Here is a 15,902-nt window from a genome sequence, read left to right as displayed (position 1 = left end):
AATGTTGCTTCTTGGAAGCGTCTGAAAAAATCTATGTCATACAAGAATAACTGTTAGTTCGCTATACAGACGAAAAGGCTCAATCCCAGACATCATCTAGGATTGAGCCACTTTTGCTTCTAGACTTGAGCTTTATCATTCTATCAAAAAAAAATAAAAAAACAAAGTTTTATTGCAAAAAGCATCATTAATCTTATTACGAACCATGCATCAAAAGGAAGGTTTTGAAGTTGCATTTTTACCAAATTCCCATAACTCGCTGCATTAACAAGCTAACCACTGTTATTCCTGCCCAACAGCAACCTCCAAGCAATATAGGTTTCCCACCAGACTTAATAAGCTTTATCACATTACTATTTAGCCCTATTGCTGCCATCGCCATTACGATTAGAAATTTGCTAAGTTCTTTCAATGGAGAAAAAACATCTGGCGATACCCCGCAACTTAGAGATACCGTAGTAATTACTGATGCTAATATAAAATAAATGATAAACATTGGAAATGCTCTTTTTAAACTAAAACCATTCGTATGACTTCCGTCTTTTCTAGCTTCTTTGGCTCTCAAAAAGGCAAGTATAAGTGTAATAGGTATTATCGCAAGTGTTCTGGTAAGCTTAACTGTTACTGCCTTATCCAAAGTTTGACTTCCCAAATTCCACATACTGTCCCATGTTGAGGCAGCCGCAGTAACTGATGAAGTATCGTTAATTGCAGTTCCTGCAAAAATTCCAAAAGCCTCGCCTGAACTTATACTAAAACCAAGTATTTTTCCAAGCACAGGAAATAATATAGCTGCCAGTACATTAAAGAAAAAGATTACAGAGATTGCCTGAGCAACATCGTCATCATCTGCGTCTATAACCGGTGCAGTTGCTGCTATTGCAGAACCACCACATATAGAAGAGCCTACCCCAATAAGCGTTGAAATATTACCTTTTATTTTCATCACCTTATGAAGTAACCATGCAAGAATAAGTGATGTAGATATAGTACAAATAATTATTGGCAGTGACTGTTTTCCAGTTTTCATCACCACAGAAAGATTCATACCAAACCCAAGAAGCACAACAGCAGTCTGCAAAATCACTTTAGAAGTATACTTTATTCCTTCTTCTGCATCCTTCTTATCATTCCAAAAAAGTGAAATTAGCATTCCTGAAACAATTGCAATTACAGCACCTCCAATTACAGGAAATCTTTTTCCTATCATCCACGAAGGAAGCGCTATTAATAAGCATATCAGCATACCTTTTGTTTTTTTCATTATAGATTTCATCTTCTATATCCTCCTATTCAACAAAAGCCATTATAATAAAAATTTTTCTAAAACAAAAATTATGTATTATAATATATCCATAAATTTTCTTTATGGTTACAGGAGAATATCATGCTTGATTTCAGAATTGACACTTTTTTATGTGTATGCAGAAACATGAACTATACTCATGCAGCAAATGAGCTTAATATAACACAGCCAGCTGTATCGCAGCATATTCACTATCTTGAAAAAGTATATAACACAAAACTTTTCATAAAAGATGGAAAAAAACTCGAACTAACAGATAGTGGTCGACTGCTTTTTGAGAAGATGAATCAAATAAGAAATGACGAAGCTATACTAAAAAGAGAACTATCATTATCAAATACAGCTAATAAAAAAATATCATTTGGCGTAACTATGACAATCGGTGAATACGCCATATCATATCCTGTTAGCTGTTATATCAAAGATCATCCTGAAACAGACTTCGTAATACATTTTGGAAATACAACTGAACTTTTAAATAATCTTAAAGACGGAAATATTGATTTCGCGCTGGTTGAAGGATATTTTCCAGAAGGAATTTATAATACAATGCTCTATCGCACTGAAGAATTTATACCTGTATGCGCCGCATCGCATATATTTAAAAAAAAGCCAAATCAACTCTCTGATCTTTTTTCAGAAAGACTCCTTGTACGAGAACCCGGTTCAGGAACCAGAAACATTTTAGAGCGCTCTTTAGCAATTAACAATCACGAAATTGAATGTTTTACCCACTATACTCAGGTTGAAAACATGCATACCATAATTCAGTTTCTCTTAAATGACTGCGGAATAAGCTTTCTTTATAAAGCTGCTGTTGAACGTGAACTGCAGCAAGGAAGCTTAAAAAAGATACCTCTTAATAACTTTTCAATACAACATGACTTCACCTTTCTTTGGTCAGAAAACAGTGTTTTTTCCGACGAAATTGAAAAAATATGTGCAGACTTAAAACGTTATAAATCCTAATAAAAAGAATAGAAATGCCAGGCTTATACGCTGCTCGGCATTCTTATAATGATTTTCAATGATACTACAGGCAGCACCAAGATTCTTTACCTCAGGTACAGTCAGATAATTGAGTATCGGACGAAGCGTGGTTAATGAAGCATTTGCAGATGATAACGGTATCTGCTTAGATGTTGATATCCTGTCATGGCATGCATTTACGCTTTCGATTGCACTTTTTTCCACGCAAATAATAACACTGGCTAAAATACACAGTGTGCAGATAAGAAGTATGAAGTTCCTCTTATGCTTCGTTCAATTACGATTTGTTATCGTCTATAAAACTGAAAGATAATTGTTTTATCAAATTGCGATTTACCTGTATAAGCCTTACGCAATACCCAACATTTTAGATTATATGTGTTTTCTCTATCCTCTTCAATATTCTTACACATAGAACAAGGGCGTTTTCACGCCCCTGCTCTATCTTCTGAAGATTTATCTCTCCATTCCCAAGTCCGTTCTGTGTGGCTTTGAAATCTGCTGTTTACGGAGCAAAATTTTCTACGTTTCACCACAACTGAATACAACTGCAAGCAAAAGAAAAACCCCAGAAACACTGAGTTTCTGGGGTTTGTAAATTCTTTTTGAATCTTGAAAGATTATCTCTTTGATAACGATTAATGCTTCGAAAGTGCCGTATTTTAGGCATTTCTTCATCAAGTTGCTGTTTACCTGTTGTGTACGGTAGAAAGCTCAGGACTGCTGTACACAACTGGTGGCAACTTTATATCTGTTTTTTTCCAATACTTTTCGTCTTTACAAACCGAAATTGTCGTACTCATTTATATTCCGGTTTAACTGTTCTTCTGGATTTCTGCAATTTTATGGAGTATCTCAGAAAATTCTTCCGAACGTGATTCAAGCAAACCGTGTGTCGCTTCTTCCATCACGAACATTTCTTTTCGGGGAGCGCTCACCTGCTCAAAATATTCGCAGGCAAGCCAATAGTTTGTCTGATAATCCATATCGCCGTTTATATTGTAGAAGGGTACTTGATAATCGTATCTCCCAAGCAGTGATAGCTTTGGTATTTCGCCTGTGAGGAAATCCATATACGGCTTGAAGGACTTTTCTCCGTTTCTGACATATCCGATATAATCATTTATTGTATAGTTCGGGTTAAACAGCACGGTAACGAAGACGTTATAATCTGTGCCGTCCTTCATCATGCCATAGCCGTATCTTTCCATAATTTCATTTCTTGCCTGCAAGCCTTCTATCGAGTTCACGTTATCGGGAGACCATTTCGCAAGTATCGATTTACCTTCTTCATCACCCTCGCTCCATTCCTGTGCCGCTTCGTAAAGTCTTTGTTCATTCTCTGTATAGTCGATAAACTGTCCCGTGCCGATAAATGCGTCGTAGTATTCCGGATATTCAAGAACTAAGTTTGCGCCAAACAGTGAACCCCAGGAATGGCCAAGAAGTGTGATCTTTTCCTTGTCCATATAGTCAAGCAGATATTCTGTCATTTCCTTGCCGTCCTGCATCATAGTTTCTGCGGTTATCATATCTGTCTTTGAGGTTTCGTAGCTTTTTCCGCAGTTCCTCTGATCCCAAGTTACAACCGTATAAACGTCACTCCATTTTCTTGTAAAGGCATAATCAATTTGACTCGTTGCTGAACCTGGCCCGCCGTGCAGATATAGTAGAACCGGGTTGTCCTTGTCCTGTCCGTAGATATTAATCCATTGCTTCGTTCCATTTATATCCACAAACATAGATTCGTTGATACCGCCATCAGGAGTTTTTTCGTTTATCGCCTTGCCGATTAGTCTTACGACAAGTAGTATAATAACGGCTGACACAAGTAATATCAGTATCCCCCGCAGAATTTTTCCTGTGATTTTAAGTGCTTTTTTCAAATATTACTCCCTTCAATGTGATAAGTTCCGATTTGTTATCGTCTATAAAACTGTAAGATAATTGTTTTATCTAATTGCGATTTGCCTGTATAAGCCTTACGCAATACCCAACATTTTAGATTATACGTGCTTTCTCTATCCTCTTCAATATTCTTACACATAGAACAAGGACGTTTTCACGCCCCTGTCCTCTACTTTAGAAAGATTACCTTTCCATTCCCAAGTCTGTTCTGTGTGGTTTGGGAACTTGCTGTTCGTTGTGCTGATCAGCTCTAACCTTAGCTTCTCTAAACTGTTCCAGGATGCTTGTTCTAGCCTTTTCAGTAACCTCAGGCTTTTTAGTTCTATCCCACCATTCCTTGAACTTCTTGAAAGCTCCGGATACAAGTTTTCCTACCTGCTGTTTACGGAACAAAATTTTCTGCGTTTCACCACAACTGAATACAATTATAGATAAAAGAAAAACCCCAGAAACACTGAGTTTCTGAGGTTTGCAAATTCTTTTTGAATCTCGAAAGATTATCTCTTTGAGAACTGAGGAGCACGACGTGCGGCTTTGAGACCGTACTTCTTACGCTCTTTCATTCTAGGATCTCTTGTAAGGAATCCAGCAGCCTTAAGTGTAGGTCTGTACTCAGCATCTACCTCAAGGAGTGCACGTGAGATACCGTGTCTGATAGCACCAGCCTGGCCAGTGTATCCGCCACCCTTTACGTTAACGATAACGTCGAACTTGTCAGCTGTGTTTGTAGCTACAAGTGGCTGACGAACAACTACCTTTAATGTCTCAAGACCAAGGTACTCGTCAATATCTCTCTTATTTATAGTGATCTTACCTGTGCCAGGTACAAGATATACTCTAGCAACTGAAGACTTTCTTCTACCAGTTCCATAATACTTTGTTGTATTCTTAGCCATGATCTACCTCCTATTAAAATGTAAGCACTTCTGGCTTCTGTGCCTGCTGCTTGTGCTCTGGTCCAGCGTATACGAAAAGCTTTGTGTACATCTGACGACCAAGTGGTCCCTTTGGAAGCATGCCCTTAACAGCGTGCTCGATAACTCTCTCTGGATGTGTGTTAAGCATATCGCGAAGAGAAGTCTCCTTCATACCACCAACATAATCTGAGTGATGATAGTAAATCTTCTGATCAAGCTTCTTACCTGTAACCTTAATCTTCTCTGCATTAACTACGATTACATAGTCACCACAATCAGCGTGTGGAGTGAAGACTGGCTTATTCTTACCTCTTAAAACCTTTGCAACTTCTGCTGAAAGACGTCCAAGTGTCTGGCCCTCAGCGTCAACTACATACCATTTTCTCTCAATCTGAGATGGGTTTGGCATATAAGTATTCATGAGAATTCCTCCTTAAATAAATCTAAAAAAGCTCCCAAGCCGGTGATGTCCGGGCACCTGCAAGGAATGTTATAGTAAAACCTGCCTCCGGGCTAATGGACGCAAGTCTCCTTACTACATCAACCGTTACATTGTACAATAGGAATCCGTATCCGTCAACCATAAAATTGGACCTTGAATAAAACCCTTTTTAATAATATCTCCCTGCTCTACCATACTTCTCTACCTACATGTTTTCCCCATTCTATTTCTGTAGAAGCCTGTAATGGCTTCCCTGATAGTTCAACATACTCCTCCAATGATCTATGTCTAAATCTAAAGCCAGTAGCTATTAATTCCTTAATTTGCTCATCATTAAGCTTTTCAATAACTTCCATATCCAATAGTTTCCCTTCACTTAATCCAAAAGCATATTTTCCAAGACGTTTAGCTCTTTCCTTTTTCATAACCTCTACATCCTCATAAAATACTCACTAACACCTTCTAAAATCAGAGTTTTTCATTATAAACAAGAGCTACATCTATTGAAATATGCTAATGCGTTCCGATAGCAATTTACTCATACTTTCCTTCATATCATCTGGTAACAGGGATATTTCTATTTCCTCAAGAAAGCTTTTTTCAACCTTACATATTTTTGACATAAGCTTCTCCGCTGTTTTTCGATTCAAATCCAAACTATCTGCTAATAGTAAGAAATCTTTTTTTCGGATATTGCGCTTCTTTCCATTAACCGTTAATGCCATCTGCTCTTTATCCGCCGGCATAATTACGTTGACCGGTAATAAATCATAAGCCGCAGAAAGACCAAAGATTCTACTTTGAGGCTCATTTTCAATTAATGAAAAATTCTTAAGATGCATATCAGAATTACCAGTAGCAAAGCAAAATAGCAATCTATAGAATAATTCCGATTTATCTACACCGACATTTTTTGAATATCTAGAAATCACTTTTCCGCAGTTCTCATAAGACCCTTTGTATTTATCAGCAGTTAATCGATTTGATAACTGACAAAAGTCCTCCATGGCATACATTTTGCCATTCTCTCTATCTATTCTCTTTGTAATATAGGCATATTCACCATTTACTTTTATTAACCCATTAGGAACAGTCTTTATCCCTACCATTTCAGCTAACTTCATAGATAAAAACTCAGCTTCTGGCAGAGCCCGAAAATCTTCTGATTGAGGCTTTAAAATATATCCTGTTGGATAATCTACAATGGTAAATCTCCCAGTTTTATCCTGCTTATCAAGATGAAGTGACAATTTCTTTTGAACACCAGGCACAGTTAATCCCTTATTAACTGTAGAATTAGCTAATGCTTCTAACTGCTCTTCCGAAATATCAATCTCCGGAATAGCAACTGTACCAAAAAATTTCTTTATGCATTTATTATGCCACAAAACCTTAGCTTCATAATCAGACGGGCTATTTAGTTCTTTATTACAAAATAAACATCTCATATTATTCCTCTGGTATTACGTATACATCACCGATACAATCTCTACATGCTGCAAGAAGTAAACCAAATCTATCTTTACCATCTATTTTCCAATTACGTTCTACAACACCTAAAAGCCATCCCTCAGGAATAAGACCATCAAAAAATGGAAACAAAACATTTGATTTATATGGTTCATTTGTTAATGGCAAAGTAAGACTAATAGGCTTAGCATTCTCATCAGATAAATAGCTTTCATCATAAGAATACTCATATCCATCATCGGTCTCCTTTATAGCTCCAGCATATTTATTTTGAACATAAACCTTCCCAATTCTAGCCATTTACTTCACCTCTATCTATTTCACCCGGAACTGCTTGCATACCAAACATAGCAAGAGCCTGATTGACTTTATCCATTCGGACAGTCTCCTTGCCCTGCTCAAGTTCGCGCACAAAACGTAAACCCAATCCAGATCTAATTGCAAATTCTTCTTGGGTTAATCCAGCTTTCTTTCGTTCAGTTTTTATAAATTCAGCTATATTATTCATAAAATAAATATACACCCTATCGGGTATAAATTCAACTAATTACAGAAGATTTATACCCGTTAGGGTGTACTTCGATATCAAAACAATATTTTTATACCCGAACGGGTATATTTTATTCGTATTCAATTCCAATCATGGTAAGTCCATGAGCTGGAGCGGTTGGGCCAGCAAGCTCGCGGTTGCGGCCACGGAATATTTCAAGCATGTACATTGGCTCCATCTCTCCTGCCCCTACTTTGATAAGCGTGCCGGCGATGATACGAACCATGTTGTATAGGAATCCATCACCTGTAAGGCGAATATGGATGACATCGTCTTCTTTGTATACCTTTGCTGTGTAGATGGTGCGGACACGGGATTTAACCTGCGCCTTCACTGATGAGAATGAAGTGAAATCGTGCTGGCCGATAAGGTAAGCAGCTGCTTCATTCATTTTATCTACATCCAAATCGTAATAATAGTGGAATGTGTCCTTGCGCTTTGTAGGGTCTGGCATCTTGCGATTTAAAATCTTATATTCGTATGTCTTACGGCATGCTGCATAACGTGGGTGAAAATCATCCTCCACCTGGCATGAATACTGAACCACAATATCGTCAGGCAAACGCTGATTCAAAGCAAAGCTGATTTTATCAGCAGGCATTCTTGAATTAGTGTCAAAGACAGCTACATTTCCAAGTGAATGCACGCCTGCATCTGTACGGCTTGCTCCCATAATCGAAATTGGCTCCTGAAGAAGATCAGTGAGGGCCTCGTTCAATTTCTGTTCGATTGTTACTCCATTTGGCTGAATCTGCCAGCCACTATAGTTACTGCCATCATAGGCAACTACTATCATTACTCTCATATTACAAAATAACCTTTACTGCAAAAAATAGGATGATGTAAAGGGCTACACAAATATATGCTCTCTGGTCAAGTGAATTATACTTGAGAGGATGCATCTTTGTACGACCTTCGCCACCATTATAACATCTTGCCTCCATGGCAAGGGATAAATCGTTAGCTCTTCTGAAAGCTGAAACAAAAAGTGGTACTAAAAGTGGCACCATGTTTTTGGCCTTTGTAATAAGACCACCTGATTCAAAATCGGCGCCTCTAGCCATCTGTGCCTTCATGATTTTGTCTGTCTCCTCAATGAGGATTGGAATGAATCTGAGGGCAATTGACATCATCATTGAAATCTCATGTACTGGCACATTGAACTTTTTCATAAAGCCAAGTGATTTCTCCAAACCATCAGTAAGCTGATTTGGTGTGGTTGTAAGTGTCATGATTGATGTGCCAACAATAAGAAGAATCATTCTGCTTGTCATAAGCACAGCATTTTTAAGTCCCACATCTGAAATAGAAAGAATCCAAAATGATACTAAAGTCTTTCCTGGTGTAAGGAACAAATTGAAAAGGCCGGCAATGATAAGCAATACAACAATTGCCTTTAGCCCCTTTACCATAAATGAAAATGGCACATGGCTAAGCCTGATAATGCCTATCATTGACAACAAAACTATTGCAAACAACACTGCATTGTCTGCTGAAAATAATGTGATGATAAAAACCAGAGTAGAAAACAGCTTCACTCTTGGATCCAATGAATGAAGAACTGATTCTGCTGGATAATATTGTCCTAATGTAATTTCTCGTAGCATATTTATAATCCTTTTTTAGTCCAAGCCAATAAGGTCTCGGCTATTATTTACAAGCTTTCAAAATGGATTCTGTTGCTTCTGAAACTGTTGTTGCAGAGGCATCAACATCATAACCCATTTCCTTTAAATCATTCATAACATATGTTACCTGTGGAGCGGCAAGTCCCATCTTTTCAAGCTCCTTGTAGTGAGCAAAGACTTCCTTTGGTGTGCCATCGAAAGCTGGGCGACCTGCATCCATTACGATGATTCTATCAACGTAGTTGGCCACATCCTCCATGGAATGAGAAACCAAAATAACTGTATCTTTTCGTTTTTCATGCATATCGGAAATAAGACCAAGTATATCATCTCTTCCCTTTGGGTCAAGTCCTGCTGTTGGCTCATCCAAAATAAGCACTGCCGGTTTCATTGCAATTACACCAGCGATAGCAGCTCTACGCTTCTGTCCACCGGAAAGCTCAAATGGAGATGCAAGATATAGCTCTTCTGGAAGCTTAACCAAACCGAGGGCCTCGTATGCTCTCTTGATTTGCTCCTTTTCATCGAGCCCCTGATTCTTAGGGCCGTACTGAACATCTTTGAATACAGTTGTTTCAAAAAGCTGATGTTCAGGATACTGGAACACCATTCCCACCTGTGTACGTAAGTCTCTGATATCAAAATCCTTGTCGTAGATATCCTGACCATTGTAGTAGATTGTACCCTCGGTAGCCTTTTCCAATCCATTCAAATGCTGCACTAGAGTAGATTTACCACTACCTGTATGACCAATGATACCGATGAACTCTCCCTCTTTTATAGAGAGATTAACATCATCAAGAGCCTTTACTTCATATGCTGTATTTGGAGAATACTTGTATGAAACATGATCAAGTATTAACACGTTCTTTTTATCGGCATCTGCTTCTGCCGCTGCCTTTTCTGTAGTCTGTCCAGCCGCTGCCTTTTTCATCCCAAGCTCAGTAAGAGCATCTACAAGTTCCTTTCTTGTAAGGACGCATTCTGGTAGATTAAGACCTGCTTTTCTAAGCTCATGAGCAAGAAGTGTAACCTGAGGAACATCAAGGCTGTGCTCCTTGAGAAGCTCAACATCCTTGAAAATCTCCCTTGGCTTGCCTTCCATAAAGACCTTGCCCTTTTCCATTACGTAGACATAGTCAGAATCAACAACCTCTTCCATGTAGTGAGTAATCAATATTACAGTGATTCCCTTTTCACGGTTGAGAGTGTGAACTGCACGAAGCACATCTGCTCGTCCATCAGGATCAAGCATGGCTGTTGGCTCATCCAAAATGATACATTTTGGCTCCATTGCCATAACACCAGCTATTGCTACTCTTTGCTTTTGTCCACCTGATAATTTGTTTGGAGAATGAGCTTTGTACTTTGTCATTCCAACCATCTTTAAAGACTTATCAACTCGTTCCACAATCTGTTCTGTAGGAACGCCGATGTTTTCTGGTCCGAAAGCCACGTCTTCTTCTACAACACTGGCTATTATTTGATTATCAGGATTTTGGAAAACCATACCTGCAGTCTGACGTACTGCAAATGTGTACTCATCATCAGATGTGTTCATCTCATCTACCCAGATTGTACCTTCTGATGGAGTAAGAAGCGCATTAATGTGCTTTGCGAATGTAGATTTGCCTGAACCATTGTGTCCTAAAATAGATATGAACTGTCCTGGTTCAACGTTGAGATTAACGTGGTCGAGGGCAAGCTGAATGCTCTCTACATTGCCCTCTTCGTCACGTCTAATATATTCATGTACTAATTCTTTTGACCTTATTATTGCCATGGTACCCACTATTCCTTCCAGTTGAGTCTATGCAAATTGCCCTCAGTTTCAAGTCCGAGGAAATCATTCTGTCTCAGTGCTTCGTATAAAACAACAGCAACTGAATTTGATAAATTAAGTGATCTAATATCGTGTCCCATTGGAATACGAACGCAGTTCTCCTCATTTTCAACAAGGATTTCTTCAGGGATGCCTGCTGATTCCTTGCCAAACATAATGTAGCAGTCTGGTTCATAATTCACCTGGGTGTGTGTCTTTTTGGCTTTTGTAGTAGCCATATAAACCTTTGCATCAGGATTCTTTGCTTTGAAATCTTCCCAATCATCATATCGGAAAACTTCTAGCTTATCCCAATAATCCATGCCGGCTCTTTTCACAGTCTTGTCTGTAAGCACAAAACCAAGTGGCTCAATCAGATGAAGACGTGTGCCTGTGGCACAGCATGTACGCCCAATATTTCCAGTGTTTGCTGGAATTTCGGGTTCATGTAATACAATATTTAACATTTTTACTTACTCTTTCTAAATTAATTCGCTCTCAATTCTTCCACGAATTCTTCGATGCGATCCATGGCACGCTTGAGATTTTCCAGAGAATATGCATAAGAGATACGCACATTTCCTTCACCACTCGCTCCAAATGCTGTACCTGGAACTACCGCAACTTCCTTTTCGCGAAGAAGCTTTGTACAAAATTCTTCTGAACTCATTCCGAATTCTGCAATCGATGGGAAAATGTAGAATGCGCCGTATGGCTCAAAACATTTAATTCCCATTTTCTTGAAACGATTCACAAGATATCTACGTCTGTCATTGTACTCTTCGCGCATGTTTGCAACGTCCTCGTCGCAATCGCGAATAGCTGTAACAGCAGCATACTGACTTGTTGTAGGTGCACACATAATAGCAAACTGATGAATCTTTGTCATCTGCTTTACAAGGATTTCTGGTGCACATACATATCCCAATCTCCATCCAGTCATAGCATGGCTCTTTGAAAAGCCATTGATGTAGATTGTACGCTCCTTCATTCCCGGGAAGCTGGCAATTGAAACATGTCCTTCACCAGTGTATGTAAGCTCTCCGTAGATTTCATCTGTAAGAACAAATAAATCGTATTTTTTAACAAGCTCTACTATAGGCTCCAAATCTGCTTTCTCCATAACAGCACCTGTTGGGTTATTTGGGAAAGGCATGATAAGAAGCTTTGTCTTGTCTGTGATGACTGCCTCAAGCTCATCTGGCTTAAGTCTGAATTCGTTTTCTTCCTTAAGATTGATAGGCACTGGCTTACCACCTGCCAAAATGGTACAAGGCTCATAAGAAACATAGCTAGGCTGTGGAATAAGAACCTCGTCACCTGGATCAAGCATAGCTCGAAGTGCTATGTCGATACCCTCTGAACCACCAACTGTCATAAGCATTTCAGTAAGTGGATTGTATTCTAGATTATAATGGCGCTTTAAAAAATCAGCGATTTCAATACGAAGCTCCTTTAAACCTGAGTTTGAAGTGTAGAATGTACGTCCTCTCTCAAGAGAATAGATTGCTTCGTCTCTAACCTTCCATGGTGTATCGAAGTCTGGCTCGCCAACACCAAGTGAGATAGCATCTGGCATTTCTGCAACAATGTCGAAAAACTTACGGATACCAGATGGCTTAATTTCTGTAATAGTTTGATTTAAAGGATTTCTCATAAGCTCACCTTCTCCCTCTCATCAACATGCTTTTCCGCCATAATTATGCCGTGGTCCTTGTATTTCTTAAGGACAAAGTTAGTCTGTGTACTAAGCACTGAATCAAGTGGAGAAAGCTTCGCAGAAACAAAATCTGCAACCTCTCTAAGTGTGTGGCCCTCAATTGAAACCATAAAATCGTAGCTACCTGAGATCAAATAAACTGCATCAACTTCAGGATAGTTGTAGATGCGCTCAGCTACCTTATCAAAACCCATACCTCTTTGAGGTGTAACGCGTACCTCGATAAGAGCTGAAACCTTTTCTACGCTTGCCTTATCCCAATTGATAAGAGTAGGATAGCCGCAAATGATGTGCTCGTTTTCCATTGCCTCAAGCTCGTTCATGATTGTAGCCTCGTCTGTGCCAAGCATCATGGCTAAATCTGCTAAATCAATCCTACTGTTATGTTCAATGTAAGTTAAAATCTTTTCTCTCATTATAATCACCCCTAAACTTTCTTAGCTAATGTACGTTATACAATGCGTCTGTTTTCGGTGGCTCAAGGAATCGTTCCTCATCACCATTTATTACACGCTTATCATTCGAAGAGTTGGACTTCCCGATAATGGCGGATGCTACCCCCGCATCACGAAGCTTTCTAACAAGCCCATTGCCATCCTCGGTTGCGATTAGCATCGCTCCTGAAGAAATTAACTCGTATGGATTAATTCCGAAAAACTCGCAGACTTCGATGGTCTCCTGTTTTACTGGAATGGCTTTTAAATCAACATCAAGGCCAACGCCTGAGGCCTCTCCCATCTCCCAAAGTGCACCAAATATGCCGCCTTCAGTAACATCGTGCATAGCTGCCACGCCATGCTCCACGGCGATGCGACTTTCTGGAAGAACGCTAAGATACTGATCAAAGCTCTTTGCTGTGTCAATCAACGACTGTGGAAGGCGCTCTAACAGTTCCTTTTCGTGGTCCTTTGCGATGATGGATGTTCCTTCAAGGCCAATCCACTTTGTGAGAACAATATCCATGCCTGGCTTTGCCCCACCTGTAGAAATCATCTGGCCTTTCTTAACCTTGCCAACTGCTGTCACGGAAATGAGTGGCTGATTGACAGCCTCTGTAACCTCTGTGTGACCGCCGATAACCTGCACATTGTAGCGTTTGCATGCTGCATCCACCTGTTCCATGATGGCCTTTAACTTTGCCTCTCTCATTCGTGGTGTAAGAAGCACTGTAAGAAGGATGCCGATAGGCTCTGCACCTGCACTTGCCAAGTCATTTACAGAAATGGTAACTGCAAGCTCACCAATATCGGATGCTGTACCGGTAATTGGGTCAGTGGAAAGAACGATTTCTTCGTCTGGGCCAACGCTCAGTGTAGCACAGTCCTCGCCAATTCCTGGGCCATTGCCAACCTCTGGTCGTTTTACATGTAGTTGTTTAATGACGGAGCGCTTAAGAACGCTCTCTGGTAATTTTCCAATTTCCATAATTATATTTCTGAGTTGTCTGTAACTGTTGTGTCTGTATTAGTGTCTGTAGTTGTATCTGTAGTGGTGTCTGTTGTTGTGTCCGTTGTTGTGTCCGTTGTTGGATTTGTAACAGAATACTTTGGAGTAATTTCAAATGGTGTTGAATTAACTACTCCTGGTGCATACATAGAGATAGCTGCTGCTATTGTGGCTGCATCCTGTGTGTTCACCGCCTGAAGCATAGCATATGAAAGATTTGGATCTGTCGATGCTATACCTACAGTAACTGTTCTGTTGGATGGATTGTAACGGCTGTTGTTGTAAACATCACGGCTTACTTCCTCACCATTTTCATAAACAATCTTCCAAAGACGAGCTGTGTATCCTGTGTGTCCACTGACTGTAGTAGTCATTTTTCCAAGTGGTACATTTGGATCTGCGACCCATGTGGTAGCCTGGACATTAACACCTGTAATTTCTGTTTCGTATTCAACGCTGTGACCAGCGTCATCCTCTTCCTTACCATAGATATTGAAATAAGCATTGTTGCCATCGCAATATCCTTCGATATAGATAGGATAATTTTTATTGTTTCGAATCTGGAAGTCCTTTCCACCAGATTCTGCAATAGCTGCATCCTGTGAAGGTGGTACGTATGTGACAATCATAGAGTGACATGAACGAGTGATTACCTCTAATTCCGCCTCTCTAACTGCACCGTATAAAGTAGTAGAAACCTGACAGATACCTCCGCCGTATGTCTCTACAGTAGTTCCGTTTTCGTATGAGCCTGCAAGCATATAGCCATTTTCTGCTGAGAATGGTGTGATTGTATTAAGCACTGAGAATTCATCACCTGGATAAAGGATGGTGCCATTAATAAATCCAACACCATTTGCAACGTTATTTTTACGAGCTGCAGATGATGAACTGTAGTCTGTGCTGTAGCTTCCAAGCAAATCTGTGATTTCCGCAAGCTCTTCCTTGCTTCCTCTAGGCTCTTTGACCTCAGTAGCAAGTGCTATTGTAGCTGCGCTTCCATCCCAGCTATTTTCAATATAATCAACAATGATAGCTGCTGATTCTTCAATCTGAACGACTACACCAGATGTTCCTTCATGGAATACGAATTCTCCGTTTTCTCTGGTAAGATAGTCATCACTGGCTTCGTCATTTACCTGTGTAGATGCTGAATTAAGATAGAGGATAACTCCATCCTTATCAACTCCAAGTGATAAAGCAAAATCCTTTGTACGACCTTCTGCTAAATCCTGTGATGCTTTGAATCTCTCACCGAAATTACCATATGAGCCGTATGTGGCGGCCTTTACTGTAACGTCGCTATTTTTAGCTCCTATGCAAAGGTCTGCTCCAGTAGCAGATATAGTCTGGTCATTAGCTGATAGAGTGAATTCAACATCATCATACTGTGAAAAATAATCAGCTACTACTGCATCTGCCTCAGTAACAGTCATTCCACCAACTGATATTCCCTCAATGGTGATGCCATCAGGAATAATTCTGTCATCAGTTTCATCTGCAACTGCTGATTCAGCCTCTTCGTTGGCAAGCTCTTCATCAGATACGGATGCTTCAGATTCTTCTATTTCATCTGCCTCAACAAATGTAGTATTTGCAAAAAGACCACTAACCATGCTTGTTGCCAATAATATAGGTAATATGTTCTTTCTATTCATAACAAAATCCTCTTTACATTAGATTGTGCGCAAAGTAAACTTAGA

18 protein-coding genes are annotated in these 15,902 nt (G+C 39.6%); 1 reads left to right on the top strand and 17 read right to left on the bottom strand.

Annotated features, from left to right (window positions below):
• Positions 1-238 precede the first annotated feature (238 nt).
• Positions 239-1,276 carry a YeiH family protein gene (locus BMY66_RS07115; protein ID WP_090394666.1) on the bottom strand — a complete coding sequence of 346 codons (1,038 nt, stop codon included), beginning with the start codon at positions 1,274-1,276 and terminating at the stop codon, positions 239-241.
• 111 nt (positions 1,277-1,387) lie between these two features.
• Between BMY66_RS07115 and BMY66_RS07110 the strand changes: the two genes are divergently transcribed.
• Positions 1,388-2,275 (top strand): LysR family transcriptional regulator, encoded by an 888-nt coding sequence (locus tag BMY66_RS07110; protein ID WP_027433879.1) that lies wholly within the window; start codon positions 1,388-1,390, stop codon positions 2,273-2,275.
• Between the two features lie 836 nt (positions 2,276-3,111).
• On the opposite strand, the gene BMY66_RS07105 is transcribed toward BMY66_RS07110, so the two are convergent.
• The 16 genes from BMY66_RS07105 to BMY66_RS07030 form a co-directional block, all read right to left on the bottom strand.
• The gene (locus tag BMY66_RS07105) at positions 3,112-4,182 is read right to left on the bottom strand and encodes an alpha/beta fold hydrolase (protein WP_090394665.1); all 1,071 of its coding nucleotides are present in this window, start codon (positions 4,180-4,182) and stop codon (positions 3,112-3,114) included.
• Between the two features lie 205 nt (positions 4,183-4,387).
• The gene (locus tag BMY66_RS07100; protein ID WP_090394664.1) at positions 4,388-4,597 is read right to left on the bottom strand and encodes a hypothetical protein; all 210 of its coding nucleotides are present in this window, start codon (positions 4,595-4,597) and stop codon (positions 4,388-4,390) included.
• A gap of 104 nt (positions 4,598-4,701) precedes the next feature.
• Positions 4,702-5,100, bottom strand: coding sequence for a 30S ribosomal protein S9 (gene rpsI, locus BMY66_RS07095; protein ID WP_033154489.1), 399 nt, complete (start codon positions 5,098-5,100; stop codon positions 4,702-4,704).
• A 13-nt stretch (positions 5,101-5,113) separates the two neighbouring features.
• Positions 5,114-5,542 (bottom strand): 50S ribosomal protein L13, encoded by a 429-nt coding sequence (gene rplM, locus BMY66_RS07090; protein ID WP_033154490.1) that lies wholly within the window; start codon positions 5,540-5,542, stop codon positions 5,114-5,116.
• A gap of 209 nt (positions 5,543-5,751) precedes the next feature.
• Complete coding sequence (locus tag BMY66_RS07085; protein ID WP_090394663.1) at positions 5,752-5,988, bottom strand: hypothetical protein; 237 nt, start codon at positions 5,986-5,988, stop codon at positions 5,752-5,754.
• Between the two features lie 75 nt (positions 5,989-6,063).
• Entirely contained in the window at positions 6,064-7,011 is a 948-nt protein-coding gene (locus BMY66_RS07080; protein WP_090394662.1) for a HipA domain-containing protein, read from the bottom strand.
• 1 nt (position 7,012) lies between these two features.
• The gene (locus BMY66_RS07075; RefSeq protein ID WP_090394661.1) at positions 7,013-7,333 is read right to left on the bottom strand and encodes a HipA N-terminal domain-containing protein; all 321 of its coding nucleotides are present in this window, start codon (positions 7,331-7,333) and stop codon (positions 7,013-7,015) included.
• Positions 7,326-7,541, bottom strand: coding sequence for a type II toxin-antitoxin system Y4mF family antitoxin (locus BMY66_RS07070; RefSeq protein WP_044938163.1), 216 nt, complete (start codon positions 7,539-7,541; stop codon positions 7,326-7,328). The genes BMY66_RS07075 and BMY66_RS07070 overlap by 8 nt, the downstream gene beginning before the upstream one ends.
• A gap of 112 nt (positions 7,542-7,653) precedes the next feature.
• A complete protein-coding gene (gene truA / locus BMY66_RS07065) occupies positions 7,654-8,388 on the bottom strand; it encodes a tRNA pseudouridine(38-40) synthase TruA (RefSeq protein WP_033154492.1) in 735 nt (244 codons plus the stop codon).
• Position 8,389: 1 nt separating this feature from the next.
• Positions 8,390-9,190, bottom strand: a complete 801-nt coding sequence (locus BMY66_RS07060) for an energy-coupling factor transporter transmembrane component T family protein (protein ID WP_044938165.1) — start codon at positions 9,188-9,190, stop codon at positions 8,390-8,392.
• Between the two features lie 43 nt (positions 9,191-9,233).
• Positions 9,234-10,994 (bottom strand): energy-coupling factor transporter ATPase, encoded by a 1,761-nt coding sequence (locus tag BMY66_RS07055; RefSeq protein ID WP_090394770.1) that lies wholly within the window; start codon positions 10,992-10,994, stop codon positions 9,234-9,236.
• 8 nt (positions 10,995-11,002) lie between these two features.
• Positions 11,003-11,500 carry a tRNA (uridine(34)/cytosine(34)/5-carboxymethylaminomethyluridine(34)-2'-O)-methyltransferase TrmL gene (gene trmL, locus BMY66_RS07050; RefSeq protein ID WP_044938167.1) on the bottom strand — a complete coding sequence of 166 codons (498 nt, stop codon included), beginning with the start codon at positions 11,498-11,500 and terminating at the stop codon, positions 11,003-11,005.
• Positions 11,501-11,520: 20 nt separating this feature from the next.
• On the bottom strand, positions 11,521-12,690 hold the full coding sequence (locus BMY66_RS07045; protein ID WP_090394660.1) for a pyridoxal phosphate-dependent aminotransferase: 1,170 nt from the start codon (positions 12,688-12,690) through the stop codon (positions 11,521-11,523).
• Positions 12,687-13,169 (bottom strand): Lrp/AsnC family transcriptional regulator, encoded by a 483-nt coding sequence (locus BMY66_RS07040; protein WP_033154496.1) that lies wholly within the window; start codon positions 13,167-13,169, stop codon positions 12,687-12,689. Before BMY66_RS07040 ends, BMY66_RS07045 begins: the two co-directional genes overlap by 4 nt.
• 25 nt (positions 13,170-13,194) lie before the next feature.
• Positions 13,195-14,178 carry an AIR synthase family protein gene (locus BMY66_RS07035; RefSeq protein WP_044938171.1) on the bottom strand — a complete coding sequence of 328 codons (984 nt, stop codon included), beginning with the start codon at positions 14,176-14,178 and terminating at the stop codon, positions 13,195-13,197.
• A gap of 2 nt (positions 14,179-14,180) precedes the next feature.
• On the bottom strand, positions 14,181-15,857 hold the full coding sequence (locus BMY66_RS07030; RefSeq protein ID WP_090394659.1) for a VanW family protein: 1,677 nt from the start codon (positions 15,855-15,857) through the stop codon (positions 14,181-14,183).
• Positions 15,858-15,902: the final 45 nt, after the last annotated feature.

The organism is Pseudobutyrivibrio sp. C4 (genome assembly GCF_900111635.1).
Taxonomy (GTDB): Bacteria; Bacillota; Clostridia; order Lachnospirales; family Lachnospiraceae; genus Pseudobutyrivibrio; species Pseudobutyrivibrio ruminis.
This window is presented reverse-complemented; position numbering and strand designations above follow the sequence as displayed.